This window comes from Bartonella australis AUST/NH1 (genome assembly GCF_000341355.1).
Classification (GTDB): domain Bacteria; phylum Pseudomonadota; class Alphaproteobacteria; order Rhizobiales; family Rhizobiaceae; genus Bartonella; species Bartonella australis.
Genome location: NC_020300.1, coordinates 200,253 through 226,593 on the forward strand (window position 1 = coordinate 200,253; position 26,341 = coordinate 226,593).

The following is a 26,341-nucleotide window of genomic DNA, read 5'->3' on the forward strand; positions in this document are numbered from 1 at the left end:
TATATCGAGTTATGAATAACGGCAAGGTCGATTCCTCTATATAACCCGAGGGACGATAGATGTGTTGAAATTAAGACTTTTTTATTGTTTCTTCCGCATAAATGTTTTTTAAATACTGTGCGTGCTGGGAATTTATCGCGAGGTGGCGATTAACTGTGCGTTGTTTTGAATTTATGTTCACAGTTTAGTTGAAGCTTAAATGCTTGGAAGACAGTAAAATGAAAAAGAATTGGTGGGTTGTTTTTATTGCCTTTTTCGTAATACAGTTGGTTACTGCGGGATGTGCTCCTAATTACCTGGGAGTTAAGGGAGTGGATGACCGTAAAAAAATTAAAAAGACAGCAGGAAATGCACTAACCGAACGCGAATGCCTTATGCGTGCTATGTATTTTGAGTCGAATCGTTCAAGTCGTGAAGGAATGATTGCGGTAGGAACGGTTGTCATGAATCGTGTAAATTCGAGTGCTTATCCAAAAACGATCTGCGGTGTCGTTGGTCAGCACAAGCAGTTTGCCCCTGGCGTTCTGACGCGCCCTATGACCGAGCAGGCTTCCGTTGCGCGCGCTAAGGAGGCTGCTAACGCTGTTTTGCATGGTGAACGGGATAAGAAAAGTAAAAACGCTATGTTTTTTCACACCGCTGGTTTAGTTTTTCCCTACACAAATATGCACTACGTCCGCGTTGCAGGGGGGAACGCTTTTTATGAAAAAAGAGCGCGTAATGGGTTGCTTCAGGTCCCTACTAACGACCGCCCTTATAACGTCGCTTTCGCTTTTTCTCAAGATAATTCTGACGATGTGTCAGACTTTATAACCGCAGGCTTAAAAAGCAGCGGAAGTAAAGCAGATAGAACAAAAAATACATCTGTTTCAGTCAAGATAGCACAGGCGAATAAGGCCGCTGTGCCTTTTGTTGTTGCACAGCTTGGCAAGATTCCTATTCCCGCACCCGCGCCCAATCATGTAGAAAAAATACGAGAAGTCAGAGAAATTCAGGCATACACTGTACCTTCACCGGATAAGTTAGGTGCAGTCGTCGCAATGCTAGAAGAACAGCATAAAAGCCGATAATTTTTCAATCAAAGAAGGGGATATTGGCGATGCATCTTGATATTTATGAATTGGTATCACTTGAGATGCTCGATCGGCTTGCAGAAGTCGCAGTGAAGGTAGGGCTTAATTTACAAGAAGGGCAGGATCTTATTGTGACTGCTCCGGTTGCGGCTTTGCCACTGGTTCGGCGTGTTGCTTATCATGGCTATAAAGCAGGCGCTGGCGTTATTATGCCGCTTTTTGGCGATGAAGCCTTATCCCTTATACGCTTCGAAAATGCGCATAATGTTAGTTTTGATTGCGCACCTTCTTGGCTTTATGAGGGAATGGCAAAGGCTTTTGAAAATGGGGCGGCGCGTTTAGCTGTCGTTGGTGATGATCCTCTCCTTCTTTCTAATCAAGACATTAATAAAATAACGCGTTTGAATAAGGCTACTTCTGTCGCTTATCAACCTGCTCTTAAAAAAATATCGAATTTTGCTATGAATTGGTCGATTATTGCCTATCCAACGACAGGGTGGGCTGCAGCGATGTTCCCTGATTTACCACTTAACGAGGCGGTTCAGAAATTAGCTGATGCGATTTTTTCTGCTTCGCGAGTCACAGGAGATAATCCAATATATGCGTGGGGTGTGCATAATAAGGCTTTAAAACAACGGTCGTCTTGGCTTAATGAACAGCGTTTTGCTGCTTTGCATTTTAAGGGGCCGGGTACTGACTTAATAGTTGGTTTGGCCGATGATCATGAATGGCACGGGGGCGCTTCCGTTGCCCAAAACGGTGTTGTTTGTAATCCTAATATTCCAACTGAAGAAGTATTTACAACTCCCCATGCTCACAAAGTTAAAGGTTTTGTCCGTTCAACAAAACCACTTTCTTATCAAGGGGCACTGATTGACAATATTGAAATGCATTTCGAGAATGGACGTATTGTTAATGCGCGTGCTTCGGCAGGTCAGCAGGTTTTACAACAGATTTTACAAAGTGATGAGGGTGCTAGTCGATTAGGAGAAGTCGCTCTCGTGCCCCATTCTTCTCCTATTTCTAAAAGCGATTTACTTTTTTATAATACATTATTTGATGAGAATGCGGCATGCCATATTGCTTTAGGACAGTGCTATTCTAAATGCTTCCTTGGAGGGGAGTCTCTCACAGCAGAAGAGATTGCAGCGCGTGGCGGTAATAAGAGTGTGATTCATATTGACTGGATGATTGGGTCAGGCGACATCGATATAGATGGTGTTACACAGACGGGTGCGAAGGTTCCTGTATTCCGCCAGGGGGAATGGGCTTAAGATACTTATTTTTTGAACACTTTGTTTAAAGGTGCGTAATTATTGGGAAAATGAATGCCTGAACTTCCCGAGGTTGAGACGGTCCGCCGCGGACTTGAGCCGGTTTTGACTGGAGCAGAGATTGTATCTGTAACACTCAATCGTAAAAATCTACGATTTCCTTTCTCGGAAGCATTTTCTAAGCGATTGGTGGGCAGAACTATTGTGAAACTCGATCGGCGCGCGAAATATTTGTTGTTTCACCTTTCTCAGAATGAAACGATTTTGAGTCATTTAGGAATGTCGGGATCATGGCGTGTAGAAGATGACCTTTTAGGAAAAGGGAGTGCTTTTACGAAAAAATTGGTTGCGCATGACCATTGTATAATAGTTCTTCAAGCGAAGAGTGGCATAATCTACCGCCTTGTTTATAACGACATCCGTCGTTTTGGTTTTATGCTTTTAGTGGGCACGGAGGAACTCAGTGAGCATTCCCTTTTAAAGAAGTTAGGGCCTGAACCTGTAAGCAACATGCTTTCTGGTGCTTATTTGCGAAAGGCGTTTTTAAATAAGAAAGTTGCTCTCAAAGTAGCTCTGCTTGATCAATCTATTGTCGCAGGTCTTGGGAATATTTATGCTTGCGAGGTTCTTTGGCGTAGTCGTTTATCTCCGGGGCGTGGCGCGTTTACGTTGGCATTGGAAAACGCGCGTGCGCGCGCACTTGCAGATTGTTTAGCGCAAAATATATGCGATGTGGTCGCTGAAGCGATTTTTGCTGGGGGGTCTTCTCTGCGTGATTATGTCCGTGTAGATGGTTCACTTGGTTATTTTCAGTACTCTTTTTCAGTTTATGGACGAGAAGGGGAAAAATGTTCGCGGTGCGGGACATTCATCGCGCGTATTTCACAATCTGGACGTTCAAGCTTCTATTGTCCAGAGTGCCAAAAATAAGCGAGGTATCTTGCAAAATCTGATAACAAGCTTAAAGTTACGTGTAAGTTTTTTAATATTGGGAGATTTTATGCTTAATAAAGTATTGGCGTATCTCGATGAGAATAAGGAAAAAAGCGTCGAACGTCTTTTTTCTCTTTTACGTTTTCAGTCGATTTCCACAGATCCAGCTTATAAAAATGCGTGTCGTGAGACAGCTGATTGGTTGGTTGAAGATTTAAAAAGTATGGGCTTTGAAGCTTCGCGTCGTGATACTTCCGGCCACCCTATGGTCGTTGGGCACCATCCAGGTCCCTCAGATGATTGTTTGCATGTGCTGTTTTACGGACATTATGATGTTCAGCCAGTTGATCCACTGAATTTATGGGAAAATGAGCCGTTTGAACCTTCTATACAAGAACGAAATGGAGAAAAGGTTATTTGCGCTCGTGGAGCTTCGGATGATAAAGGTCAGCTCATGACTTTTTTAGAGGCATGCCGTGCTTTCAAAAATGAGACAGGTCAGCTTCCTGTTAAAGTTACTATTTTATTTGAGGGGGAAGAAGAAAGTGGTTCTCCTTCGCTTGTACCTTTCTTAGAGGCGAATGTCGACGAACTCAAGGCTGATTGCGCGTTGGTCTGTGATACGTCAATGTGGGATGCGGATACACCGTCGATTTCTGTCGGCCTCCGAGGGATGCTAGGAGAGGAAGTGATTATCACAGCCGCTAACTGTGATTTACATTCCGGTTATTTTGGAGGAGCGGCCGCTAATCCTATTCATATTTTAGCCAAAATTCTGGCAGGCCTTCACGACGAAAATGGTAAAGTAACGCTCCCTGGGTTTTATGATGGTGTAGAAAAAACACCTCCGCAGATTTTGCAATCGTGGGATGAGCTTGGTTGTGATGCTGAAACATTTCTTGGTCCTGTTGGGCTTTCTATTTCTTCTGGCGAAAAGGGATATAGTATTTTAGAACAAGTATGGGCTCGTCCTACAGCGGAAGTTAATGGTATTAGCGGGGGCTACGAGGGTGAGGGATTCAAAACAGTTATTGCTTCTAAAGCAAGTGCGAAGGTTTCTTTTCGTTTAGTGCATCAGCAAGATCCAGAAAAAATACGCCAGGGCTTTCGCGATTATGTACGTCGCTGTATTCCTGCTGATTGTACAGTCACATTCAAGGAACATGCTGCTTCCCCAGCTATTCAGTTACCTTATGATTCGTCTTTTGTTATGGCCGCAAAGGATGCTTTATCACAAGAATGGGATAAGCCCGCTTTATTGATTGCTATGGGCGGTTCTATTCCAATTGTTGGAAATTTTCGGTCGATTTTTAATATGGAGACTATTTTGGCGGGATTCGCGTTAGCTGATGACCGTATTCATTCACCTAATGAGAAATATAATCTAAGATCGTTCTACAAAGGACAGCGGTCTTGGGCGCGTATTCTTGTAACTTTAGCGAATAGGAAAATAAATGACAGAGATTCGTATTCATCAAAATGATTTGCCGAATTTGGATAATTATTGTGTTGATGCTGTCGCAGTTGATACTGAAACCCTAGGATTGCAGCCATATCGCGATCGCTTATGCGTAGTTCAGCTTTCTCCTGGAGATGGCACTGCCGATATTATACAGATCGCTAAAGGACAAAGTAGTGCTCCTAATTTAGTTGAATTACTTAAAAATAAAGCGGTTACGAAAATATTTCATTTCGGGCGTTTTGATCTCGCTATTTTAGCGCACACATTTGGTATTATGCCAGATGTTGTTTTTTGCACGAAGATCGCGTCAAAGCTCACTCGTACATATACGGATCGCCATGGTTTAAAGGAAATTTGCAGTGAATTACTGAACGTTAATATTTCTAAGCAGCAACAATCATCAGATTGGGCGGAAGAAGCTTTATCGCGTGCGCAAATCGAGTATGCAGCGTCCGATGTTTTATATTTGCATCGTTTAAAAAGTATATTTGAGGCACGTTTAAAGCGCGAAGAACGAGAAGACATTGCAAAGGCGTGCTTCCAATTTTTGCCTATGAGAGCAAAACTCGATCTTTTAGGGTGGCCAGAAACGGACGTTTTTGCGCATAGTTGATTAGAAATTTATTTTTTCACTTAAAAGTAGAGGAAATTAGTGATTCAGTGAGAAGACCATCTGCATTTTGCGGGTATTTTTGTTTACCCGTTTCTGCTGCATAATTTCATAGCGTAATGCTTTTACGGCAGATACTGTAGTGGTCCGAAGATTGGGCCACCAAAGTACCTTTTTAGTAAGGTGCGCGTTTTTTGGGGTGTTTGCTTTTACTTTAGTTAGATCGAGTAGACACGAAGAATGCATCTAAGATTTGTTGTAAAATTTGTGCTTTTTGCGTTGGCGTAATTTACAAATTTCACTTAGGTGTAAGCTTAAAGTTAAAAAAGGCTTCATATTTTTTATGAAGCCTTGATTTTTTTCAATGGCTATACTACCACGCCTGATTAAAATCCATTTCGGATAGTTCGAAATACAGAGGTAAGACTATGAATGTCAAATATCTTATTGTTATATCTGCCCTTACTTTAGGTTCAGTGTCTATAGCTCGGGGAGCTAATTTCACGGTTGTTAAGGAGTTGGGGGCGAGTTCTACGATTATTATTAATGCTCTATTTAATGGAGAGGTAGGTGACCTGGAAGGGATGTTCTCAAAGGTTATTGGTAGGGCTGACGAGAAACAGAAGGTGAATAGTGCACAAGTGTACAAGGTTTCTTCATCTAAAAAAGGATGCAAAAGATCTAAAGGAGAAAGAAACAGTAAATCTCGTAATGATAGTTGGCGCAAAATGTTTTCACGGTTTCCGTCGTGACCGCTTATGCGTAGTTCAGCTTTCTTCTGGGAATGGCATTGCCGATATTACACGGGTCGCTGGAGGACAAGATGGTGCTCCTAATTTAGCCAGGTCGCTTAAAAATAAAGCAGTTACAAAGATATTCCATCACAAAAAATGCGTCTGAGACTTGTTATAAAACTGGTGCTTATTACGTTGACATAATTTACAAATATCACTTGAGTGTAAGATCAAATTTAAAAAAGGCTTCATATTTTTTATGAAGCCTTGATTTTTTTTGTGGCTGCGCCATCTGCCCCCGTAAAACCCGTTTTGGATAGTTTGTGATATGGAGGTAAGCCTATGAATGTTAAATATCTTATCGTTGTATCTGTCCTTATTTTAGGTTCAATGTCTGCAGCTCAGGGAGCCGGTTTTGTGGCTGTTAAGGAATCAAATATTGTTCCCTCCTTTGCCGTTGTTACAAGCTCTCCGTCTGGTAGCGCGTCGGTGAGCCCAATCCTTGTGAAAGGGCGGGGAAATCCGAAGCTTCATAGAGGGCCGAAGTGGAAGAGTGCGTGGTCGAGAGGGCCGTTCGCTTATTAAAGGGGCGGTTTCGGCGCTGTTTCTTATGTTATTTATAAAGAGTGTTGATGTTGCTCCTCTACCGTGATTTCATGGAAGTCGCGGCAGGGGGGTGCCGCACGGGGGGTATTGAGTTTTTAGTGAACGACGGGGTGGTGGGGGTGCTCTTTGTCGCGGGGTGAGTGGGGAGTGCCGTTGGGGCGTTGTTAGGTGTTGCTGAATGACGCTGGCGTGAAAAGAGGGCAGGCGGTGCGTTATATTGCGGGGTTTCTGAAAAAAGGTAGAAGCGATTGGGAGTCCGTGCTTATTAAAGTGGTTTGCGGGTTTTTGCTTAATAAGTAAGGTGAAGCTCTATCGGGCGGGGGGGTGTTTTTTTTATTGATGTGTTATTTTTGCTACAGATATTTGAGAGAGGCGTTCCATATACCTACTTTGATTTGAATAGCTACGGAGTATATTTATGAATATGAAACGCTTAATTGCAACGTCGGTTTTCGCTTTAGTTGCAGCTTCTTCGGCGCAGGCGGCGGATATTATGGTTCCTCGTCAGCCAGAACCAACTGTTCCTCCAGTTGTTGTTGCTCCTACTTTTTCCTGGACGGGTTTTTATCTCGGGGGGCAAATTGGTAGTTTTTCTGGTAAAACCGATACAAGTAGGTTTAGTGATGGGAAAACCATTCCGTTTGATAAAGAGTTTTCTCCTAAATTATCGGGTTTTATAGGCGGTTTTTATGCAGGGTCCAATGTTGATCTTGGTAATGGCCTTATTTTCGGCGTTGATACAGATATCATTTGGGCTGATAAAAAGGACACAAGAAGCAAAGAGAGAAAGATTTCTGCAGGCCAGGTAGACAAAGTTACTCAAATATTAGAGGAGTTTGGGGCTAAGATTCCGGAGAAGCATTCTGTCGAGGGTGATATATTAGGTACCGCTCTCACTCTTAAAGAAAAATGGGCCGGTGCTACTCGGGCGCGTGTGGGTTTTGCTATGGACCGTATTATGCCTTATATCGCTGGTGGTGTCGCTTATGCGCGGATGCAAGCGATCGCGTCCTATTCGTTAAAGGGCGCTGATAGTCCTACTGTGATTGCCTCTGGTGATATATCGGATGATAAGAAAACTATGACCGGTTATACTATCGGCGGGGGTGTTGATTTTGCGGTGACCGATAATGTGATGATGCGTGCAGAATATCGCTATTCGGATTTTGGTAAAAAGAAATTCTCGCAGGATAAACTCGAAATCAACCACAAAACCAATGATTTTCGTGTTGGTGTAGCTTATAAATTTTAATATTTTGTAATTGAGTTTTTAAAGAGCCCTATCAGAGATAGGGCTTTTACTTTTTTTATAATTGTATCATTTTTACTACAGATTTCTCCGATCTATGTGTGTAGCATCGTGCACTATAACATATTAGCTATGGAGCAAATTTATGAATATGAAATATTTAATGATGTCTTCTGTTGTTGCTTTAGTTTCGGCTTCCGCAGCACAGGCCGCAGACGTCGTAATTCCTCAAAATGAAAGCGTAACAAATGTAGTTGTGGCCCCTTCTTTTTCTTGGACAGGTTTTTATATCGGTGGTCAAGTTGGTAGTTTTTCAAGTGATTTTTCTTGGGAAGGGGACGTGAAGGATACCAGTAATGCTCAGGAAGCTGCGAAAGCTTTTTTTGCTGAAAAAGATCCTAGAGCACCAGACTTTTCTGGTTTCCATGGGGGGCTTTTTGCAGGTTATAATATTGATCTCAGCAAAGGCTTTATCTTAGGTGTCGATACAGATGTAATGTGGTCCAAAAACAAAAGCGAAGAGAGCTCTCCTAAAAAGGTTATTGGGGCTGGAAAGCTTGATGAATTTAATGAACAATTGCAGGCTCTCGTAACTGGGCAAAATGGTGCAGAGCAGTATAAATTTGAAGAGGGTGATACATACATTCAAGGTCACGTCTTTAAAGAAAAAGTGACGGGTGCTACGCGGGTACGTTTAGGCTTTACCTCTGGCCGTATTATGCCTTATGTTGCTGGTGGTATTGCGTATGCGCAAATGCAAAACACTTTCTCTGTAGCATTTAATAAAAACCCTGCCGCTGCCGCTGCTGCTGCTGCTGGTGTTACTAGAGATGAGGAAGGTTCTGTTGTTGTCCCAGGTCCTTCAGCAACTGAAACTGACCCAAAGCCTCCAGTAGCTGATGCTGACCCGAAGCCCCCAGTAGCAAGTGATGGTCAAGATCCGGTAGCAGGTGCTGGCCAAGACTCTGTAGTAGCAGGCGCTGCTCAGAATAAATTACCAGTTGGTCCTGTTGAGCTATTAGATAAGAAAACAAATTTAGTTGGTTTTACTATAGCTGCTGGTGTTGATTTTGCTGTCACTGACAACTTCATTCTCCATGCGGAATACCGTCACTCCGATTATGGTAAAAAGAAAGTTCTATACGACACAGCTGAAATGAAGTACAAGACCGATGAGTTGCGTGTTGGTGTCGCTTATAAATTCTAATTCATTATAAAATTAGATCGCTTAGTGGGCCCTGTCTTTGACAGGGCCTTTATTTTTTTTATGACTGTATCATTTTTGCTACAGATATTTGCAATAGAATGACTTATAAAAACATCGTTTTGGATATTATTAAGTACTATTTTGGATATTTGGAGATATAACGAGCATGAGATCTTTAAAGATAACCTCTGTTTTTGCTTTGATTTCAGTTTCTACAGCGCAAGCCGCTGATGTTGTCCTTCATCATCAGCAGCAGTATCAGCCGGCACCGGTTGCCCCGCCGGTTGTCGTTTCTTCTACTTTTTCTTGGACTGGTTCTTATATTGGTGGGCAGGTCGGCGGTATTTTAACTAATGTTTCTGCAAATATTGCTGAGGGGGGTGCTTTAGACTCTCGTAGTGATAATAAAAAATGGATTCCGCTTCGGGAAGATTTAGTACCTGAAATACGTGGTTCGTCGGCTGGTCTTTACGTGGGGTCTGGTGTTAACGTCGGTGATGGTTTGATTCTGGGTGTTGATACGGATGTAATTTGGTCCGGGCACAATAAGGGTAAGAAGGATGTGCCAGTTAACAGCGCTAATGGCAATGGTAGCAGCAGCAGAGGCGGCAGTAGTAGTGGCGGTGGGGGTGCTTCAAAGTTGAATGCTGTGCTATCTTCTGTAAATAAGAGTGGTGCAAGTAGCGCGAAGGGTGCTCAGGGAGCTGAGGGTAAAACTCTCAGCCATACTTTAGAGCAAGAATGGGCTGCTGCTGCGCGGATTCGCATTGGTTTCGCTGTTGACCGTATGATGCCTTATATTGCCGGCGGTATTGCCTCTGCGAAGGTCAGAGAGGCCTTTTCTATGTCAGGTGGGAAAGAAGAGAAGAGTGAAGATTTAGTTGATGATGCAAAGACAGTTATCGGTTATACTGTAGGCGCTGGCCTTGATTACCTGATGACCGACAATGTCGTTCTGCGTGCTGAGTATCGTTATTCAGATTTTGGTAAAAAGAAATTTGCCAAAGATGAAGTTGAGCTTGATTATGCAGTTAACGATGTTCGCATCGGTGTAGCTTACAAATTCTAATTCATTATAAAATTAGGTCGCTTAGTGAGCCCTGTCTTTGGCGGGGCTTTTTTCTTGACTGTGTCATTTTTACTACATATATTTGCGATAAAATATTTTATATTAGAGATTTATTTTAAGAGTTAGAGATTATTTGTATAAGGGAGATACGAATATGAAATCTTTAATGATGACTTCTGTTTTCACTTTAATTCCGGTTTTCGCGGTACATGCCGCTGATGTTGCAGTTTTTCACAAATCGGAACCAGATTCCACCTTAATCGCTACTCCTCCAGCTTTTTCTTGGACAGGTTTTTATCTCGGCGCCCATGTTGGTGGTTTTTCGAGTGATACCGTTGCCAATGTTCCTGGTGGGGATATCCCACCCATTGGATTTTCGGTTCCTCTCAGCGGTAACGAAAAATGGGAACCACTTCAAAAAAGTTTATTGCCTGATCCTTCTGGTTTTATGGTTGGTTTTTACGCGGGGTCCAATATTGATTTAGGCAATCATTTTATTCTAGGTGTTGATACTGATGTGCTTTGGGTCGGACGAAAAGATACAAAGAATTTTGCTGTGAATGAAGGCGAGGAGTACGGACTTAGGCATCATTCAAGCATCAATCATACTTTAGAGCAGAAGTGGGTTGGCGCTACACGGTTGCAGGCTGGTCTTTCTATTAATCACGTTAGGCCTTATATTGCGGGGGGTGTCGCTTATACGGGGCTTCAGGATATTTTGTCGCTGTCGCTTAAGGAGGTGAGTCCTGAAAGGGGCAATGTAGGGAGTTATGACGCTGAAGAGAAGGATACGAAGACTATGATTGGCTACACCATTGGCGCTGGTGTCGATTTTGCGTTGACCAATAATGCTGTTTTACGTGCAGAATATCGTCACTCAGATTTTGGTAAAAAGAAATTCTCAAAGGATAAAATAGAGATTGGTTACAAAACAGACGATTTTCGCGTTGGCGTAGCCTACAAATTTTGATTTTCCTTAAAATTAAGTTTTTAGAGGCTCTGTTTTTGACAGAGCCTTTAATTTTTGAGAGGTTTATTCGGGGGTTTCTTTTTTTGATTATTTCATGATAGAGCTTGCAAAATGTGATAATATCCCTCTCTGATTACTGCTTTAAAACCGTTATTTGCCTAGTTTTCTCTGTAGATTGGATAAGCAGGGGTCAAGGGGGATGCAAAATAAGATCGTGAAAGCAGGTGGGAACGTCGCGCGATGGCTATGAAAAATGAAACTATAGATTATTCAGAAACTCTTTATTTACCGCAAACGAATTTTCCTATGCGTGCGGGATTGCCTCAAAAAGAGCTTGAGCTGATAGCACGGTGGGAAAAGATGGATCTTTATGCTCAGTTGCGTCAGCAAGCGAAAGATCGTCCATTTTATATTCTCCATGATGGACCCCCTTATGCAAATGGTCATATTCATATTGGGCACGCTCTCAATAAAGTTTTAAAGGATATAGTAATTCGTTCGTTTCAAATGCGCGGTTTTAACGCGAATTATGTTCCTGGTTGGGATTGTCACGGACTTCCAATTGAATGGAAAATTGAAGAAAAATATCGCGCGCGGGGAAAAAATAAGGACGATGTGCCACTTAACGAATTTCGTCGAGAATGTCGTGAATTTGCGCAATATTGGATAGCCGTTCAGAGTGGAGAGTTTAAGCGCCTTGGTATCATAGGAGATTTTGAGAATCCTTATACTACAATGGATTTTCGCGCGGAAGCACGTATCGCTAGTGAATTGATGAAGTTCGTTATGTCAGGCCAAGTTTATTGTGGCTCAAAGCCTGTGATGTGGTCTGTTGTTGAGCGTACGGCTTTGGCTGAAGCAGAGATTGAATATCATGATTATCAATCAGAAGTCATCTGGGTTAAATATCCTATTTCAAAATCCAATTCCGATGATTTGTGTGATGCTTTTGTAGTCATATGGACAACGACACCGTGGACAATTCCCGGTAGCCGTGCGGTCAGTTATTCTTCACAGATTTCCTACGGTATTTATGAGGTTGAAAGTGCAGAAAACGATTTTGGTCCTAAAGTTGGGGAAAAACTTCTTTTTGCCGACGCTTTGGCAATGAGCTGTGCAGAAAAAGCAAAAATTGTCCTGAAACGTTTGCGCGCTGTTTCTGCTGATGAGCTTAAAGCCCTTATTCTTTCGCATCCATTAAGAAATTTTGCTGGAGGTTACCACCACAAGGTTGCAATGTTTGATGGTTCACACGTTACGGACAATACTGGTACAGGTTTTGTTCATACGGCGCCTAGCCACGGACGCGAGGATTTTGAAATTTGGAATGCTCATAAATCTTTATTAGAGCAACACGGCATCGACACGGTTATACCTTTTTTAGTTGATGATGCTGGTTTTTATACGAAGGAGGCCCCTGGTTTTGGCCCAGATCGTAAAGAGGGTGCTGCCCGCGTTATCGACGATAATGGGGAAATAGGCAATGCAAATAAAGAGGTTATTTACGCTTTAATTAAAGCAGATAGGTTGTTTGCGCGTGGTCGTTTAAAACATTCATACCCTCATAGTTGGCGTTCAAAGAAACCTGTGATTTTTCGGAATACACCACAGTGGTTTATTTCCATGGATAAAGATCTTGGTGATGGTTCAACTTTACGTAGTCGGGCTCTGCAAGCTGTTATGGCGACGCGTTTTGTTCCCTCTTCCGCTCAAAACCGTTTAGCTTCCATGATAGCAGACCGTCCTGATTGGGTACTTTCTCGTCAGCGTGCTTGGGGGGTCCCGATTTGTATTTTTGCGAATGAAGATGGTGTGGTTCTCCAAGATGAACGAGTGAATCAGCGTATTTTGCAAGCTTTTGAGTCAGAAGGGGCGGATGCGTGGTTTGCCGAAGGAGCGCGTGAACGCTTTTTAGGTGAACGCGCGCATGAGCCTTGGTATCAGGTGCGTGATATTCTTGATGTTTGGTTTGATTCAGGTGCGAGTCATAGTTTTGTATTGGAAGATCGGGCCGATTTAAAGTGGCCCGCTGATGTTTATTTTGAAGGATCCGACCAACATCGTGGCTGGTTTCAATCTTCCCTTTTAGAAAGTTGCGGTACGCGTGTTTGCCCACCTTATAAGGCAGTGGTCACACACGGTTTTACTTTAGATGAGAATGGCAAAAAAATGTCTAAATCTCTGGGAAACACAGTTGTTCCACAGGATCTTACTAAGACATCTGGTGCTGATATTTTCCGTCTTTGGGTTGCAACAACTGATTATTGGGAAGATCAGCGTTTGGGTAAAACGATTCTTCAGACGAATGTGGATTCATACCGTAAATTGCGTAATGCTATACGCTGGATGCTTGGTACTTTAGCACATGATGAAGGAGAAGAAGTGCCATATAGTGCACTGCCGGATCTCGAAAAATTCGTATTACACCGGATTTATGAGATCGATCAGTTAATTAACCAATCCTATGATGAGTTTGATTTTAAAAAGATTATGCGCGCGTTATTAGACTTTTCTATTACTGAGTTATCCGCATTTTATTTTGATATCCGCAAAGATTCTCTTTATTGTGATGCACCTTCATCAAAAAAACGTAAGGCTGCTTTGCAGGTTGTTCGTAACATTTTTGATCGGGTGGTAACATGGCTTGCTCCAGTGCTGCCTTTTACTATGGAAGAAGCTTGGTTAGAGCGGTACCCGGAGAGTCGCTCGGTACATTTAGAACAGTTTCGTCCTGTACCAACAGAGTGGAAGAATGAACTTTTAGCGGAACGTTGGAGAAAGATTCGTAAAGTTCGTAAAGTTGTCACGGGCGCTTTAGAGCTTGAGCGGGCAGATAAGCGTATTGGGTCATCTTTGGAAGCAGCGCCTACTGTTTTTATTTCTAATCCCGTTTTACTAGAAGCGCTGGAAGATTTGGACATGGCAGAAATTTGTATTACTAGCGCTCTGACGATTATTCAGGGTGCTCCGCCTTCAGATGCATTCATTTTAAGTGATATTGAAGGTGTTGGTGTGCGTTCAGATAAGGCTTTGGGCGTAAAGTGCGCTCGATCATGGCGTTATACACAGGACGTTGGGAGTGATCCAGTTTATCCTGATGTATCTGCGCGTGATGCAGCTGCTTTGCGAGAATTGCAAGCTCTTGGAAAAATTTAGGAGATTTGGGGTATCGGTCATTTAGGTAATGGCATGAGTGGCTTTATTGTTATTGAAATTCTGCCATTGATGAGAGCTTTCTTTTGTGTTAGTCGTGAGGCGCTTTATTTTTTATAAATATGGTGGGGTCTGTGTGTGCGTAGGCGGGGCAGCCACCATGAATTGTGGCGATGTGAATAAAACGTACACCCAAGAGGAAATAGGTTAGTTAGTAGTGAGTAAGTGCAAAAGAAGGGTGTTGTTGACGAGCGTTTTAAGTGGGTGCCTCGTTATGGTTGGGTGTGGTTTGCGTGCGCCTACCTACGGTACGGATAAGACGGCTTCATTGCAGTTTTTAAGTGATATTGTAAATGTCGCTTCGTCAAAAAAGTCAACAAATGTGAGCGATCAGTTTGCAGGGGGACCGCGTCCGAACCTTATATTGCCAGGACCGGGCATGCGTGCGGTTTTGCCCCTACCTCAGGAGGATGCTACGCAGATTGGCTCTTCTGGTGGCGCGGGGTCTTTTGTACCGTACCAGAAGCGCTTGCAAAACGGAACGAGAGAAAATTTATCAAAAGTGACAGCACGGGAGTATTTATACCGCCAGCAAGAGATGCTCACAAAAGATGCGAATCATGGTCAAAATCTCAGTGAGCCACCTCCAATTTATCGTCAACCGGCAAAGACCGCGCCTATTAGCCAACGGGGTAAAGACGAGGAGACTAAAAGGCGCGAGAGAAAAAGGGCTACCTATAGTAAAAATAGTTAGTTGCCTTTTTAAAGAGGGGTAGAGCTTTTTGTGGAAGGAGCTGGTATTTTATAGTGAGAGCGGGATTTATTTTTAACGGCGCTTTTGTGCAAAAAAATCTTTGAGTAATTTGGCAGCTTCTCTTTCCTTAAAGCCGGAATAAATGTCGGGGACGTGGTGGCAAATTGGCTGTTGGTAGAAGCGCGGGCCATGCTCTACAGCGCCGCTTTTGGGATCACTTGCCGCATAATAAAGGCGTCGTATACGTGCAAATGAAATAGCTGCAGCGCACATAGCACAAGGTTCAAGTGTTACATACAGATCACAATCTGGTATTCTTTCGTTTTGGAACGCTCGACAAGCCATACGAATGGCGCGAATTTCCGCGTGTCCTGTAGGGTCGTGCGGAATTTTTGTGTAATTGCCAGCGCGTGCGATAATTGTTTTGCCGTGCACTATGACAGCGCCTACAGGGATTTCACCTTTTTTTTCCGCTGATTGCGCTTCCAAAAGGGCTATTTCCATGGGGGTGAGAATCATATTTTTCTTTCTATTTGAAAAGTAGATAATCAGGAGTTTATATAGAGGCTTGCTACAATGTGAGTGAACTTATTATTATTCATTTTATGATGAAAGGGATTTTATCGTTTTGTGAAAATATTCAGAGTTTATTTGAGAGGAAACAGGTGCGTTATTACTACTAAAGGATAAAACGCGATGAACGATTATGCTATCCCTTCGTCTCCTAAACAGCGCAACACGCGCAGTAAATTTGCCAAACAATCTAGTGGGGATTGGAATGAAAATGAAATGAGTAAAAAAGAGGAGAGTGAACGGATTGCTAAAAGATTAGCGCGCGCTGGTGTAGCATCGCGCCGTGATGCGGAGATGATGATCATCGCGGGTCGTATCGTTGTCAATGGCACGGTTGTGACTACCCCTGTTTTTAATGTAGTTCGCTCTGATGTTATTACAGTTGATGGTAAACCCTTACCTCCTATAGAACGAACGCGATTATGGCTATATCATAAGCCAGCGGGATTTGTTACTACTAACCGTGATCCTGAAGGAAGGCCTACTGTGTTTGAGAATTTGCCGAAAGAAATGCCTCGTGTCCTTTCTGTAGGTAGGCTTGATATTAATACAGAAGGTCTCTTATTATTGACTAATGATGGTGGTTTAGCGCGTATATTGGAACTTCCTGAAACAGGATGGGTGCGTAAATATCGGGTTCGCGCTCACGGAAAAATTAAACAGACTGAGCTCGATAATCTGAAAAATGGCATGGCAGTCGGTGGTATTTTTTATGGTTCGATAAACGCGATAATCGAGCGTGAACAGGGAACAAATATTTGGATTTCTGTGGCTTTGCGTGAAGGAAAAAATCGCGAAATTAAGAATGTTTTTGGCGCGTTAGGGCTATCAGTCAATCGTCTGATCCGCGTATCTTATGGCCCATTTCAGCTATCTGATTTAGCAGAAGGTGCAGTTCGCGAATTAAAAGGTCGAACATTACGTGATCAATTAGGAGAACGTCTGATTATGCGGGCTAATGCAGATTTTGATGCTCCCGTTCTTAAGCCATTTTCAAACATTGTTAAGCAGCGAAATAGCGAAAAGCTTCGTTTAGTAGATGATAGCTCAAGTTCCTCTAGCGCAAAGAATGCAAAGCGTAGAAAACGAGACAGTTTCGCTGAATATGGTCGGGCGCGATTAAGTACAAAACTTGATGAGAAACCGGTTGGCGACGATAATGATAAAAACGGAAAAGCAGAGCGTTTTTTACCACGCTCGCGCCGTTCCAATGTTTGGATGGCTCCTGGTGCGCGTCCACAAGTCTTGCGTAAACAATCTTCGCACAATGAAGATAATCATCATGATTGTAATAAAAGCGATTTGGTTAAGAAGAGATTTTTCGATGAGAGTAAGGAAAGAGCGCCAAAAGGCCGGTTACGGAATGCTGATTTTGGTCAAAAACGCGGCAGGCCATTTCGTGGTGAATTGAGTACCTCTGAAAAGGAGGACCGATTTTTCGATCACAAACGAAAAGCTCAATCATTTGGCGGTGGTGCAAAAAAGTCTAGATCATATAGCGATGGTGCGGGAATATCTCGGCCATTTAGGAGATCACGTGCGGATCATCAGCGGTAAATTTGCGAAGCGTGTTTTGTCAACGCCTACAGGTCAATCTATTCGGCCGACGAGTGATCGTATGCGCGAAAGCCTTTTCAATATTCTTGCTAACCGAGAAGAGCAATTTTGGGCAAATAAACGTATTCTCGACCTTTTTGCTGGCACTGGTGCTTTAGGAATTGAAGCGCTTTCCCGTGGCGCAAAGGCCGCTGTTTTTGTAGAAAACTCAGTTGAGGGTCGTGGTTTGATTCAAAAAAATATTGAGTCTTTTGGATTACAAGGGGTTGGACGCATTTTACGTCGTGATGCAACTAAACTTGGCAAGATTGGAACGATGTTACCATTTGATGTTATTTGTGCAGATCCACCTTACGGACGTTGCTTAGGTGAAAAGGCGTTTATTGAAGCGCTTAAAGGAGGATGGGCGAAAGCCGAGGCGCTTTTTGTACTTGAAGAAGCGAGAGAAGCGGTGATTAATTTACCTGATATATTTTTTTTGGATGACAAACGTTTTTACGGCGACACAGCGATACATATTTATAAACTTCGATCACAATTTTAGGTCTGAGAAAAGATATATCCCTATTAAGTAGAGAAAAAGAAGCTGTTTTATGTGGCCTTTCGCTGTACACTCTTTAGTGAGTGAGGTATTTTGCTAGTGCAGATCTCATTCTAGTCTTATTAATTAACGAAAATTATTTCACAAAGAAAGGGGCTATTTGTGATGAAATTCTTGCGAGGTTAGTAAACAAGGGCCTCATCAGAATTTATTATGCAAAATGACGCGGGCGCCTCTGTTTATGTTGCGGCAAATAATCGACGATATAGAAATGCGATGAGATAAAATCAATGTTGATTATCTTTGAGTAAACGCAATTAATCTCCAAAAAAAACTTTTAGGTGCAAAATTAGAGTTCTTCGTTGTCAGTTCACCAAAAATTCGATAAATACAAGAGATGGTAGGCGGTGTCGCGTAAAAAAGATAATAATTACAGCCTGTTAGCGATGCTCGGCATTAAATCTTTTTTATTTTTTTCAAGATTCAAAAAATTTTGCAACACGTAGAATTTTTCACGGGAAGACTAAAGGAGAAATTTTTCAATCCATTAAAGGAAATACAAATATATTAATGATTGCATAGTTTTTGGCTATGAACACGCAATAATTATGTTTTTTAATTTATTGAATTGCTGATCAATGTAAAATAATCGATATCGTAAGGAGTTTATAATGACTGATGACAGTCAGATTGATAAAGCCGCTTCGTTGATTGAAATGGCAAAGCGTTCTGGAGCAGATTCTGCCGATGCCGTTATTATTCGCTCACATTCCACCCATGTGTCAGTTCGCCTTGGTAAAATCGAGTCGACGGAAGCATCAGAAAGCGATAATTTTACATTGAGAGTTTTTGTTGGGAAGAAAGTAGCAAGCGTTTCTGCTAATTTGGCGGCTTATCCGCGGGAATTAGCGGAACGTGCTATTGTGATGGCCAAAGCCTTGCCTGACAGTTTGTTTGAAGGTTTGGCAGATAAAGAACGTTTGGTTACTCACCCGAAAGATCTTGACCTTTTTGATGATTTTACTCCGCAAAGTCACCTTTTAGCAGAAGACGCTTTGAAAATGGAAGCCGCATCTCTCGATGTTCAGGGGGTAAAAAATTCAGGCGGTGCTGCGACAACTTACGGAACTAGCGGACTCGTTCTTGTGACCAGCGATGGTTTTTGCGGTACTTACCGTTCTAGCTGTTTTTCGCGTTCTTGTAGTGCAGTTTCGGGCGAAGGTACAGCAATGGAGAGAGATTATGATTATACCACCGCCTTGCATTTTTCTGATTTAGAAGCTGCGGAAATTGTTGGCAAAAACGCGGGAATTAGAGCGGTCCGGCGTTTGGGGGCAGTGCGCGCTTCTACAGGAATTGTTAATGTTGTTTTTGACCCGCGTGTAGCTCGTGGAATTGCTGGACATATTGCGTATATGGTTAACGGAGCATCAGTAGCTCGCAAAACGAGTCTGTTACAAAATTTGATGGGGGAAAGGGTGATGAAGTCTAATGTTAATGTGACGGATCAGCCTTTAAAATTGCGTGGAAGCGCTTCTCGCCCTTTTGACGGCGAAGGAGTGGAAGGGCAGGCACTGAGCGTTATTGAAAATGGTATTTTAAAAAATTGGCTTCTTTCGTCATCCTCAGCTCGTGAATTGGGGCTTGAAACTAACGGACACGGCGCCCGCTCTGCGTCGCTGGTTCGCCCGGAAAGTACCAATTTTGCCGTTGAACCAGGTTCTGTATCACCTCACGATATGATAAAAGATTTGAAAAATGGTTTTTACGTGACAGAATTATTTGGGCATGGTGTTGATTTTGTTACAGGCCAATATAGTCGTGGTGCTTCCGGTTTTTGGATTGAAAATGGTGAAATTACTTATCCCGTGAATGAAGTGACACTTGGTTCTGATTTGCTTCATATGTTAGCGCATTTAACACCTGCGAACGATATTGATAGGCGTTATAGTATAGCTTCTCCAACATTGTTAATTGAAGGGATGACGCTTGCGGGAAAATAATGCGGACTATTATTCTGACCTAAATCTTTTACTTTCTGCTTGCGAAGAAGCAGGGGATTTAGCGATGAAATATTTCGGATATGAGCCGAATTTTTGGATAAAAGATGGTAATTCGCCAGTCAGTGAAGCAGACTTTGCGGTTGATCGTTTTTTAAAGCAAAAACTTCTCAGTGCGCGGCCGAATTATGGCTGGGTTTCAGAAGAAACAAAAGATGATAGAGGACCGCAGGTTTGTGAGCGTTTTTTCGTCGTTGATCCCATTGACGGAACTCGTGGTTTTCTTTCTGGTAGCATTTATTGGTGCATTTCGGTTGCCATCATCGAAGGTGGGCGTCCTATCGCGGGCGTTGTGCAATGTCCCGCTAAAGGCGATGTTTACGCGGCTGTCATTGGTGAAGGAGCAACATTAAATGGCACGGGGATGCCTTTTTTATCATCTCGAATTAATCAGAAATATAGGATTTCTGTTGATAAATCAGTGGCCAAAAAATTACCGTATGATTTTTGTAGTAAGGTCGATTTTGTTCATTATGTCCCTTCTCTCGCTTACCGTATCATTCTCGTTGCTCGTGGGGAGGCCGATGCGGTGTTAGTTCGACCGAATTGTCACGGCTGGGATATTGCTGCTGCTGATCTCATTTTACAAGAATGCGGCGGACGTTGTATATCTCTTGATGCTTCGTTTATTTTATATGAAGTTGAGGCTTTGCAGTATGGATTTTTAATTGCTGCTGAAAATAATTGTTGTAAAAATATGATAGATATTGTCCGCCAGGCAAAGTTAGGTTAATTAAATAGGAATGCTCTGAAATTTCTCACTAATACGGAGGCATATGTGATTGAAGCCAACGGAAAAAAGCAGTTATTGCATCTCGTATTTGGCGGGGAGTTAAAAAATCTTAATAGTAACCAGTTTAAAGATCTAGGTAAGTTAGATATTGTCGGTGTTTTTCCGGATTATCAATCAGCTCGAGAAGCGTGGCAGGCAAAAGCACAGAGCAGTGTCGACAACGCGTTACAGCGTTATTATATCGTGCATTTGCATCGACTCCTTGATCCTGAGGGGGATAATGAATAATAAATTAAATGTTATTCTCTGGAGCGCGGTGATATAGTAAAATCGGCCGCGTTTAGCATTAAGATAAGAGAGATAATTCAAAAGCAAGAATAGTATTTTAAAGCAGTTTCGGTGCAAAAAGCATCATTCAGTGGTAAAAACCTGATTTGCACAAATTTTTATTGGGTAGGCCTTAATTCGTTGTTTGCGTTTTGTTTATTGGGTAAAGCTGCGATTGAACTCTCCGAATGATGTCGGGGGAGCGCGGAGTGCTTATAATATTGCTGTTACTTGTTGGCACAGGCGCCGTATCGCGGCGCCTTTTTTAGTTCTTTGAGTAAAGTAGTTGTTGCCATATTTTCTCATTCTTCTGATGCAGAAATCAATGTTTAATTGGTAAAAAAATTGAGGTTTGAAATTACGCGCGATTCAAGAAAGTAAAATAGAGTTTGCTAAATTGATAAGGAGGGCAGGACGGGTATCAGAACAGGCCTTATTAATGCTTAAGAATGCTTTTAAACGGGCAGAATAGGAACTATGATTACGAATATAGTGCGTAAAAAAGCACTTAAAATCAGAAGAGGAATTATTTATTGGCTAAATTATCTGGCTGTCCTATTATTCTTTATATATACACACATTTTCTTGCGAGAAGATTCTTGAAAAACACAGGATAGAACCGAAATCCCGTTGCCTTTTAGGTAATTATTGTTCCTTAAGGGTGGGGTGTTTTTTGTTCAAAAAGATGCAGATGATATTTTTTGAAAAGAAAAGCGTGTGCGATTAATGAATATAATGATTGCTTAACGGTAGAAATTTACAACCGTCTTAAAATGGGTGAATGAGGTTACTAAAAGATGATGCAATTAACAGTACGCACGGCTTTTTCTATTTATCGGGTGGTTAGTTTTTGCCTAGGTTCCGTGGTTCCTCTGTGTTTGTTTCTTCGTGTTGTGCGTGGCAAAGAAGAACCAGGCCGCCAAAAAGAGCGTTTAGGAAAAAGCGATATAGCACGCCCTCCGAATGCATTGATTTGGGTCCACGCGGCTAGTGTTGGAGAAACACTTTCCCTCTTTCCACTTATTAATCACATTTTATCTTTAAAGATCAATATATTGTTTACAACAGGTACTGTTAATTCTTCCACCCTTGTTAAAAAGCATTTCGGTAATAGATTAATTCATCAATATGCTCCATTAGATTTAGAATCAGCTGTTCGCCGTTTTATCTGCCACTGGAAGCCTGATTTAGCGTTGGTTTGTGAATCGGAAATTTGGCCTTTGCGCATTAAGGAGTTGGCTAAAATGCGTATTCCGCAGATTTTGGTCAATGCTCGTATGTCGGAACGTTCTTTTAAGGTTTGGAAAAAATGGTTAGCTCTTGCTAGGTATATTTTTGGACATATTAATATGGCAATTTGCCAAAATGAGAAAGATGTAACTTATTATCGCGCGCTTGGAGTAAAATCTGTTGTATTTTCTGGCAATCTCAAGGCTGATGTTTCTCCTACTGAGAATTCGGCGTTACTGATGCATTATAGGGATGCTATCGGAGACCGACCAACTTGGGCAGCTGTTTCAACTCATGAAGGGGAGGAAAAAATAGCTTTTGAGGTCCATAAGACCTTGAAAAATCATTTACCAAATTTATTAACAATCATTGTTCCGCGCTATCCCGAACGTTCAGGAGAGATTCTCAGGTTATATAGTGAGGAGGGAGTGAATTGCGTCCGGAGGAGTAACAATGCTGTCCCCGTCGCAGAGACAGATATTTTATTGGGCGACACGATTGGAGAAATGGGGCTTTTTCTTCGCTTATCAAAGGTTTCTTTCATTGGAAAATCGTTGTGTAGACGTGGAGGCCATAATCCATTAGAATCGGCTTTGCTTGGTTCAGCTATTTTGACAGGACCTCACGTCGCAAATTTTCAAGATATGTTTGAGAAATTCGTGTCTTGTGATGCAGCTTACATGGTTGAAGATATGACGCGGCTCGCTTTTCAAGTAAATAGGCTGCTAACAGATGAAGCATCGCGTCAAGAAATGGTAGATAGGGCTTATAAAGTCGCAACGAGCATGGCAGGTGCATTTGAGCGCACACTGAAAGTTCTTCATCCATTTTTGCAGCCGCTTGTAATTCAGACAAGTTTAAGCCAATGTCGGAGCGGGTATGCGTGTTAGTTCTCCAGATTTTTGGTGGAAAAGTAAAAGCTTTTTGCGTTTTTTATTAGCACCAATCGCCGGAATTTACGGTTATTTTGCACGCCGCTATATGGCGAGAAAACCTCCTGCCATTGATCTGCCAGTTTTATGCATAGGTAATTTTACATTAGGGGGTGCGGGAAAAACGCCTGTTGTCATCGCTTTTGCGCAAATAGCTAAGGAACTTGGTTTAGTTCCCGGTATTTTGTCGCGTGGTTATGGTGGGACGGTCAATGGTGTACATCTTGTGAATAGAGAACGCGATAACGCGTATGATGTCGGAGATGAAGCGCTTTTGCTTGCACGCTACGCTCTCGTCGCCGTGTCGTCCGATCGTTATGCAGCTGCGCAACGGCTTAAGGAGGAAGGCTGTGATATTATTTTGATGGATGATGGATTCCAGAGTCGCCGCCTTTATATGGATTACGCATTGCTTGTCGTGGATGCGATGCGTTGCCTTGGTAATAGAGCCGTTTTTCCAGCAGGTCCTTTGCGTGCGCCATTAGAAATTCAACTTTCTTTGATGGATAGTGTGTTATGCATTGGGCGTTCAGATTACAGTGATAATTTAGCCTCTCTTATTACGCGCACAGGGAAGCCATTATATTACGCTAGCACTAAATCTTCGGCAACTGATGAGGTCGCAGGAAAGTCTTTTTTAGCGTTTACGGGGATTGGTAACCCAAATAAATTTTTTGAATCCATTAAAAAGATGTCTGGTCACATTGTGCGAGCACGTTCTTATCCTGACCACTATTTTTTCACTGATAAGGATTTAAAGAACCTTGCAAAAAAAGCGAAAATCCAAAATCTCTGGTTAGCTACAACCGCGAAGGATTACGCACGCATACAATCACGCAGCGCAGAGAAAGATTTAGCGCACCTCATCATATTTGACATTTCAATTGATTTCGCGCAGCCGGATTTTTGCCGTATGCTGCTTTTGGAAGTTATAACTCGCTTTAGGAAACGGAAAGGCTCCTTTCAATATACATAATGGGTTCTGCTTTATGAATTTTCAGCTGTTTGTTTTGGTTTTTTTTTCAATAATTGTTGGAGGTGTTTATTACATTCAAGTTCGCGATGATAAGAGAATTCGCAATTAGCGTACGCTTCTTGGCGGTGGTGATTCCAATATTTTAAATCATCTATAGGAATTTTTTGTCCACTGACGGCGCAGAGGGTATAAGTCCCGTATTTTACTACTTTGTACCCATTACTGGAATAATGGAGTGTGGCTTCGCGTTCATTATCGGAAAACATTTTGTACGAGTCCTTTTATAGTTTTATGGAAAAATAATTGCAGACCATAGTGCCATGAAGCGCTTTATAAAGTCGAGAGCGAAGGGGCAAAATATTATTTTTCAGCCAAAACAGCGAGTAAGGTTTTATTTTCTGCCAAAAAGACGTTCTATGTCGGCTAGTTTAAGTTCAATATAAGTGGGGCGACCGTGATTACAGGTGCCTGAATGGGGGGTTGCTTCTATTTGCCTTAAAAGTGCATTCATTTCTTCAGGGTGAAGAAGGCGGCCTGAACGTACTGAACCATGACATGCCATGGTTGCCGCAACATGATCAAGCATTGCTTTTAAATTATTTATGGTATCATATTCAGTAGCTTCATCGGCGAGGTCTTTGATGAGGGCCTGTGCGTCAACTTCCCCTAACATGGCAGGCGTCTCGCGCACAGCGATTGCGCCTGGGCCAAACGGCTCGATTCCTAAGCCAAATTTTTGTAAAGCATTTTTGTGATTTAAAAGGTTTTCTGCGTCTTCTTCAGAGAGTTCCACAATTTCAGGAATGAGTAATAATTGTGAAGGCAGAGCTTTATTATAAAGCGCGGTTTTGAGAGCTTCATAAATTAGTCTCTCGTGGGCGGCGTGTTGATCGACAATAATCAGGCTATCCTCAGTTTGAGCAATAATATAGTTTTTGTGGATTTGCGCTCTTGCTGCACCTAACGGATAGCGCAATTCGTCTGATTTAGGTATCGTAGTGCGAATGTCACCACTTGGTACATTTAGACACCCCATAATGGGGATGGCACTTTCTTCTAAACCAAAAGAATCAGCTGCGTTTAACGGTTTATGGACCATTGATGAGGCGGTTGATGTAATATGATGCGATTGCTGATTATGAAAAAAAGACTGACGTGCGTGCTTAAAGATTTCTGGTGATTGTGTTTGAAACGCAGTTAGCATTGCTTCAGAATTTGTCGAAGTATGGCGGATGCCGGTCTGATGTAATGCTTCACGGATGGATCCAATAATTAAACCACGAATTAAACCTGGATCTCGGAATCTTACATCAGCTTTCGTTGGATGCACATTGACGTCTACATCAGCGGGCGGTAAATCGATAAAAATAATAGCTACGGCGTGGCGATCTTTAGCAATAACGTCAGAATACGCCCCCCGAATCGCTCCCCATAAGAGTTTGTCACGCACTGGACGCCCATTGACGTATGCAAATTGATGAAGGCTATTACTGCGGTTAAAAGACGGCAAGCAGGCGAAACCAGTTAGGCGAACCGCTTCCCGTTCAGCATTAAGTGCAAGGCTGTTAGGGGCAAATTCTTTTCCCATAACTTGCGTAATACGCTGTAATTGTCCCTGAATATCGTTTTCTGTCGCTGGCAGTTCCATAAGACTTCGATCTGTACTAGAAAGAGAAAAGCGAATATGTGGGAATGCGATAGCAATTCGTTTAACCATATCCGTGATGGCATTTGTTTCAGCGCGGTCAGTTTTCATAAACTTCAGTCGTGCTGGAGTGACAAAAAAAAGATCACGAACCTCAACAATGGTTCCAAGGTTGGCCGCAGTCGGCTTTGGCCCTTCAATTTTTCCTGCTGTAACGATGATTTCAGCGGCATTATTGGAATCTTGCGTCCGCGAGATAAGCTTAAGTTTGGCGACAGAGCCAATAGAAGGCAAAGCTTCACCACGAAAACCAAGGAAGCAGATATTATGCACGTCATCGACAATTTTGGATGTGCAATGGCGAGAAATTGCTAAAGACAACTGTTCTTCTGGGATACCACAACCGTTATCGCTCACTCTTATGAGGTTTTTTCCACCGTTTGCTACAGAAATTTCAATTCTGGTCGCTCCTGCATCAATAGCATTTTCAACGAGCTCTTTTACGACGTTCGCCGGCCGCTCGATAACTTCACCGGCCGCGATTTGATTAATGATAGTTTCACTAAGATGACGTATGATCATGGTCAAATTTTAACAGATTCTTTTTAACTGTATAGAAATTTTGGACAGTGGTAATAATATTCCAGAGTTAAAAGGGGGGCGAGATATTATT

At 42.4% G+C, this 26,341-nt stretch carries 22 protein-coding genes and 1 pseudogene; 20 read left to right on the plus strand and 3 right to left on the minus strand.

Features of this window, described 5'->3' with window-relative positions:
- The first annotated feature begins 218 nt into the window (after window positions 1-218).
- The 13 genes and pseudogenes from BANH1_RS00905 (at window position 219) to BANH1_RS00965 (ending at window position 15,094) form a co-directional block, all read left to right on the plus strand.
- Complete coding sequence (locus tag BANH1_RS00905; protein WP_015397575.1) at window positions 219-1,070, plus strand: cell wall hydrolase; 852 nt, start codon at window positions 219-221, stop codon at window positions 1,068-1,070.
- A 29-nt stretch (window positions 1,071-1,099) separates the two neighbouring features.
- Window positions 1,100-2,347, plus strand: a complete 1,248-nt coding sequence (locus BANH1_RS00910; RefSeq protein WP_015397576.1) for an aminopeptidase — start codon at window positions 1,100-1,102, stop codon at window positions 2,345-2,347.
- 54 nt (window positions 2,348-2,401) lie between these two features.
- Window positions 2,402-3,277 carry a bifunctional DNA-formamidopyrimidine glycosylase/DNA-(apurinic or apyrimidinic site) lyase gene (gene mutM, locus BANH1_RS00915; RefSeq protein ID WP_015397577.1) on the plus strand — a complete coding sequence of 292 codons (876 nt, stop codon included), beginning with the start codon at window positions 2,402-2,404 and terminating at the stop codon, window positions 3,275-3,277.
- Between the two features lie 70 nt (window positions 3,278-3,347).
- Entirely contained in the window at window positions 3,348-4,763 is a 1,416-nt protein-coding gene (locus BANH1_RS00920; protein ID WP_015397578.1) for a dipeptidase, read from the plus strand.
- Window positions 4,735-5,355: a ribonuclease D gene (locus tag BANH1_RS00925; protein WP_015397579.1), complete on the plus strand. Its 621-nt coding sequence runs from the start codon at window positions 4,735-4,737 to the stop codon at window positions 5,353-5,355. Before BANH1_RS00920 ends, BANH1_RS00925 begins: the two co-directional genes overlap by 29 nt.
- A gap of 744 nt (window positions 5,356-6,099) precedes the next feature.
- Window positions 6,100-6,234: pseudogene (locus BANH1_RS07295) on the plus strand (ribonuclease D); the annotation flags it as partial.
- A 194-nt stretch (window positions 6,235-6,428) separates the two neighbouring features.
- Window positions 6,429-6,671: a hypothetical protein gene (locus BANH1_RS00935; protein ID WP_041582879.1), complete on the plus strand. Its 243-nt coding sequence runs from the start codon at window positions 6,429-6,431 to the stop codon at window positions 6,669-6,671.
- A 439-nt stretch (window positions 6,672-7,110) separates the two neighbouring features.
- Window positions 7,111-7,944 carry an outer membrane protein gene (locus BANH1_RS00940; protein ID WP_015397582.1) on the plus strand — a complete coding sequence of 278 codons (834 nt, stop codon included), beginning with the start codon at window positions 7,111-7,113 and terminating at the stop codon, window positions 7,942-7,944.
- A gap of 142 nt (window positions 7,945-8,086) precedes the next feature.
- A complete protein-coding gene (locus BANH1_RS07480; RefSeq protein ID WP_015397583.1) occupies window positions 8,087-9,148 on the plus strand; it encodes an outer membrane beta-barrel protein in 1,062 nt (353 codons plus the stop codon).
- Between the two features lie 166 nt (window positions 9,149-9,314).
- Window positions 9,315-10,217: an outer membrane protein gene (locus tag BANH1_RS00950; RefSeq protein ID WP_015397584.1), complete on the plus strand. Its 903-nt coding sequence runs from the start codon at window positions 9,315-9,317 to the stop codon at window positions 10,215-10,217.
- 154 nt (window positions 10,218-10,371) lie between these two features.
- On the plus strand, window positions 10,372-11,187 hold the full coding sequence (locus BANH1_RS00955) for an outer membrane protein (protein ID WP_015397585.1): 816 nt from the start codon (window positions 10,372-10,374) through the stop codon (window positions 11,185-11,187).
- Window positions 11,188-11,427: 240 nt separating this feature from the next.
- Window positions 11,428-14,343: an isoleucine--tRNA ligase gene (gene ileS / locus BANH1_RS00960; RefSeq protein WP_015397586.1), complete on the plus strand. Its 2,916-nt coding sequence runs from the start codon at window positions 11,428-11,430 to the stop codon at window positions 14,341-14,343.
- A 271-nt stretch (window positions 14,344-14,614) separates the two neighbouring features.
- The gene (locus tag BANH1_RS00965) at window positions 14,615-15,094 is read left to right on the plus strand and encodes a hypothetical protein (RefSeq protein ID WP_144050529.1); all 480 of its coding nucleotides are present in this window, start codon (window positions 14,615-14,617) and stop codon (window positions 15,092-15,094) included.
- A 72-nt stretch (window positions 15,095-15,166) separates the two neighbouring features.
- Here the strand turns inward: BANH1_RS00965 and BANH1_RS00970 are convergent, their stop codons facing one another.
- Window positions 15,167-15,613 carry a nucleoside deaminase gene (locus BANH1_RS00970; RefSeq protein WP_015397588.1) on the minus strand — a complete coding sequence of 149 codons (447 nt, stop codon included), beginning with the start codon at window positions 15,611-15,613 and terminating at the stop codon, window positions 15,167-15,169.
- Window positions 15,614-15,883: 270 nt separating this feature from the next.
- Between BANH1_RS00970 and BANH1_RS00975 the strand changes: the two genes are divergently transcribed.
- The 7 genes from BANH1_RS00975 (at window position 15,884) to lpxK (ending at window position 24,023) form a co-directional block, all read left to right on the plus strand.
- Entirely contained in the window at window positions 15,884-17,224 is a 1,341-nt protein-coding gene (locus tag BANH1_RS00975; protein ID WP_041583147.1) for a pseudouridine synthase, read from the plus strand.
- Entirely contained in the window at window positions 17,205-17,768 is a 564-nt protein-coding gene (gene rsmD / locus BANH1_RS00980) for a 16S rRNA (guanine(966)-N(2))-methyltransferase RsmD (RefSeq protein ID WP_041582880.1), read from the plus strand. The genes BANH1_RS00975 and rsmD overlap by 20 nt, the downstream gene beginning before the upstream one ends.
- A gap of 668 nt (window positions 17,769-18,436) precedes the next feature.
- Window positions 18,437-19,768 carry a TldD/PmbA family protein gene (locus BANH1_RS00985; RefSeq protein ID WP_015397591.1) on the plus strand — a complete coding sequence of 444 codons (1,332 nt, stop codon included), beginning with the start codon at window positions 18,437-18,439 and terminating at the stop codon, window positions 19,766-19,768.
- Window positions 19,755-20,558: a 3'(2'),5'-bisphosphate nucleotidase CysQ gene (locus BANH1_RS00990; protein ID WP_015397592.1), complete on the plus strand. Its 804-nt coding sequence runs from the start codon at window positions 19,755-19,757 to the stop codon at window positions 20,556-20,558. The genes BANH1_RS00985 and BANH1_RS00990 overlap by 14 nt, the downstream gene beginning before the upstream one ends.
- Window positions 20,559-20,603: 45 nt before the next feature.
- Window positions 20,604-20,846: a DUF4170 domain-containing protein gene (locus BANH1_RS00995; RefSeq protein ID WP_015397593.1), complete on the plus strand. Its 243-nt coding sequence runs from the start codon at window positions 20,604-20,606 to the stop codon at window positions 20,844-20,846.
- 836 nt (window positions 20,847-21,682) lie between these two features.
- Window positions 21,683-23,005, plus strand: a complete 1,323-nt coding sequence (gene waaA / locus BANH1_RS01000) for a lipid IV(A) 3-deoxy-D-manno-octulosonic acid transferase (RefSeq protein WP_015397594.1) — start codon at window positions 21,683-21,685, stop codon at window positions 23,003-23,005.
- On the plus strand, window positions 22,995-24,023 hold the full coding sequence (gene lpxK, locus BANH1_RS01005) for a tetraacyldisaccharide 4'-kinase (RefSeq protein WP_015397595.1): 1,029 nt from the start codon (window positions 22,995-22,997) through the stop codon (window positions 24,021-24,023). Before waaA ends, lpxK begins: the two co-directional genes overlap by 11 nt.
- Window positions 24,024-24,034: 11 nt before the next feature.
- On the opposite strand, the gene BANH1_RS01010 is transcribed toward lpxK, so the two are convergent.
- Entirely contained in the window at window positions 24,035-24,289 is a 255-nt protein-coding gene (locus tag BANH1_RS01010) for a DUF2093 domain-containing protein (RefSeq protein WP_015397596.1), read from the minus strand.
- Between the two features lie 125 nt (window positions 24,290-24,414).
- Entirely contained in the window at window positions 24,415-26,250 is a 1,836-nt protein-coding gene (gene mutL, locus BANH1_RS01015; RefSeq protein ID WP_015397597.1) for a DNA mismatch repair endonuclease MutL, read from the minus strand.
- Window positions 26,251-26,341 lie beyond the last annotated feature (91 nt).

Excerpts from the sequence above, each read along its gene's own strand:
- BANH1_RS00905 (WP_015397575.1), top strand. The coding sequence starts at position 219 with ATGAAAAAGAATTGGTGGGTTGTTTTTATTGCCTTTTTCGTAATACAG.
- BANH1_RS00970 (WP_015397588.1), bottom strand. The coding sequence starts at position 15,613 with ATGATTCTCACCCCCATGGAAATAGCCCTTTTGGAAGCGCAATCAGCG.
- BANH1_RS00910 (WP_015397576.1), top strand. The coding sequence starts at position 1,100 with ATGCATCTTGATATTTATGAATTGGTATCACTTGAGATGCTCGATCGG.
- waaA (WP_015397594.1), top strand. The coding sequence starts at position 21,683 with ATGATGCAATTAACAGTACGCACGGCTTTTTCTATTTATCGGGTGGTT.
- BANH1_RS00950 (WP_015397584.1), top strand. The coding sequence starts at position 9,315 with ATGAGATCTTTAAAGATAACCTCTGTTTTTGCTTTGATTTCAGTTTCT.
- ileS (WP_015397586.1), top strand. The coding sequence starts at position 11,428 with ATGGCTATGAAAAATGAAACTATAGATTATTCAGAAACTCTTTATTTA.
- lpxK (WP_015397595.1), top strand. The coding sequence starts at position 22,995 with ATGCGTGTTAGTTCTCCAGATTTTTGGTGGAAAAGTAAAAGCTTTTTG.
- BANH1_RS00925 (WP_015397579.1), top strand. The coding sequence starts at position 4,735 with ATGACAGAGATTCGTATTCATCAAAATGATTTGCCGAATTTGGATAAT.
- BANH1_RS00920 (WP_015397578.1), top strand. The coding sequence starts at position 3,348 with ATGCTTAATAAAGTATTGGCGTATCTCGATGAGAATAAGGAAAAAAGC.
- BANH1_RS00985 (WP_015397591.1), top strand. The coding sequence starts at position 18,437 with ATGACTGATGACAGTCAGATTGATAAAGCCGCTTCGTTGATTGAAATG.
- BANH1_RS00935 (WP_041582879.1), top strand. The coding sequence starts at position 6,429 with ATGAATGTTAAATATCTTATCGTTGTATCTGTCCTTATTTTAGGTTCA.
- mutL (WP_015397597.1), bottom strand. The coding sequence starts at position 26,250 with ATGATCATACGTCATCTTAGTGAAACTATCATTAATCAAATCGCGGCC.
- BANH1_RS00940 (WP_015397582.1), top strand. The coding sequence starts at position 7,111 with ATGAATATGAAACGCTTAATTGCAACGTCGGTTTTCGCTTTAGTTGCA.
- BANH1_RS00955 (WP_015397585.1), top strand. The coding sequence starts at position 10,372 with ATGAAATCTTTAATGATGACTTCTGTTTTCACTTTAATTCCGGTTTTC.
- mutM (WP_015397577.1), top strand. The coding sequence starts at position 2,402 with ATGCCTGAACTTCCCGAGGTTGAGACGGTCCGCCGCGGACTTGAGCCG.
- BANH1_RS00975 (WP_041583147.1), top strand. The coding sequence starts at position 15,884 with ATGAGTAAAAAAGAGGAGAGTGAACGGATTGCTAAAAGATTAGCGCGC.
- BANH1_RS01010 (WP_015397596.1), bottom strand. The coding sequence starts at position 24,289 with ATGTTTTCCGATAATGAACGCGAAGCCACACTCCATTATTCCAGTAAT.
- BANH1_RS00965 (WP_144050529.1), top strand. The coding sequence starts at position 14,615 with ATGGTTGGGTGTGGTTTGCGTGCGCCTACCTACGGTACGGATAAGACG.
- BANH1_RS07480 (WP_015397583.1), top strand. The coding sequence starts at position 8,087 with ATGAATATGAAATATTTAATGATGTCTTCTGTTGTTGCTTTAGTTTCG.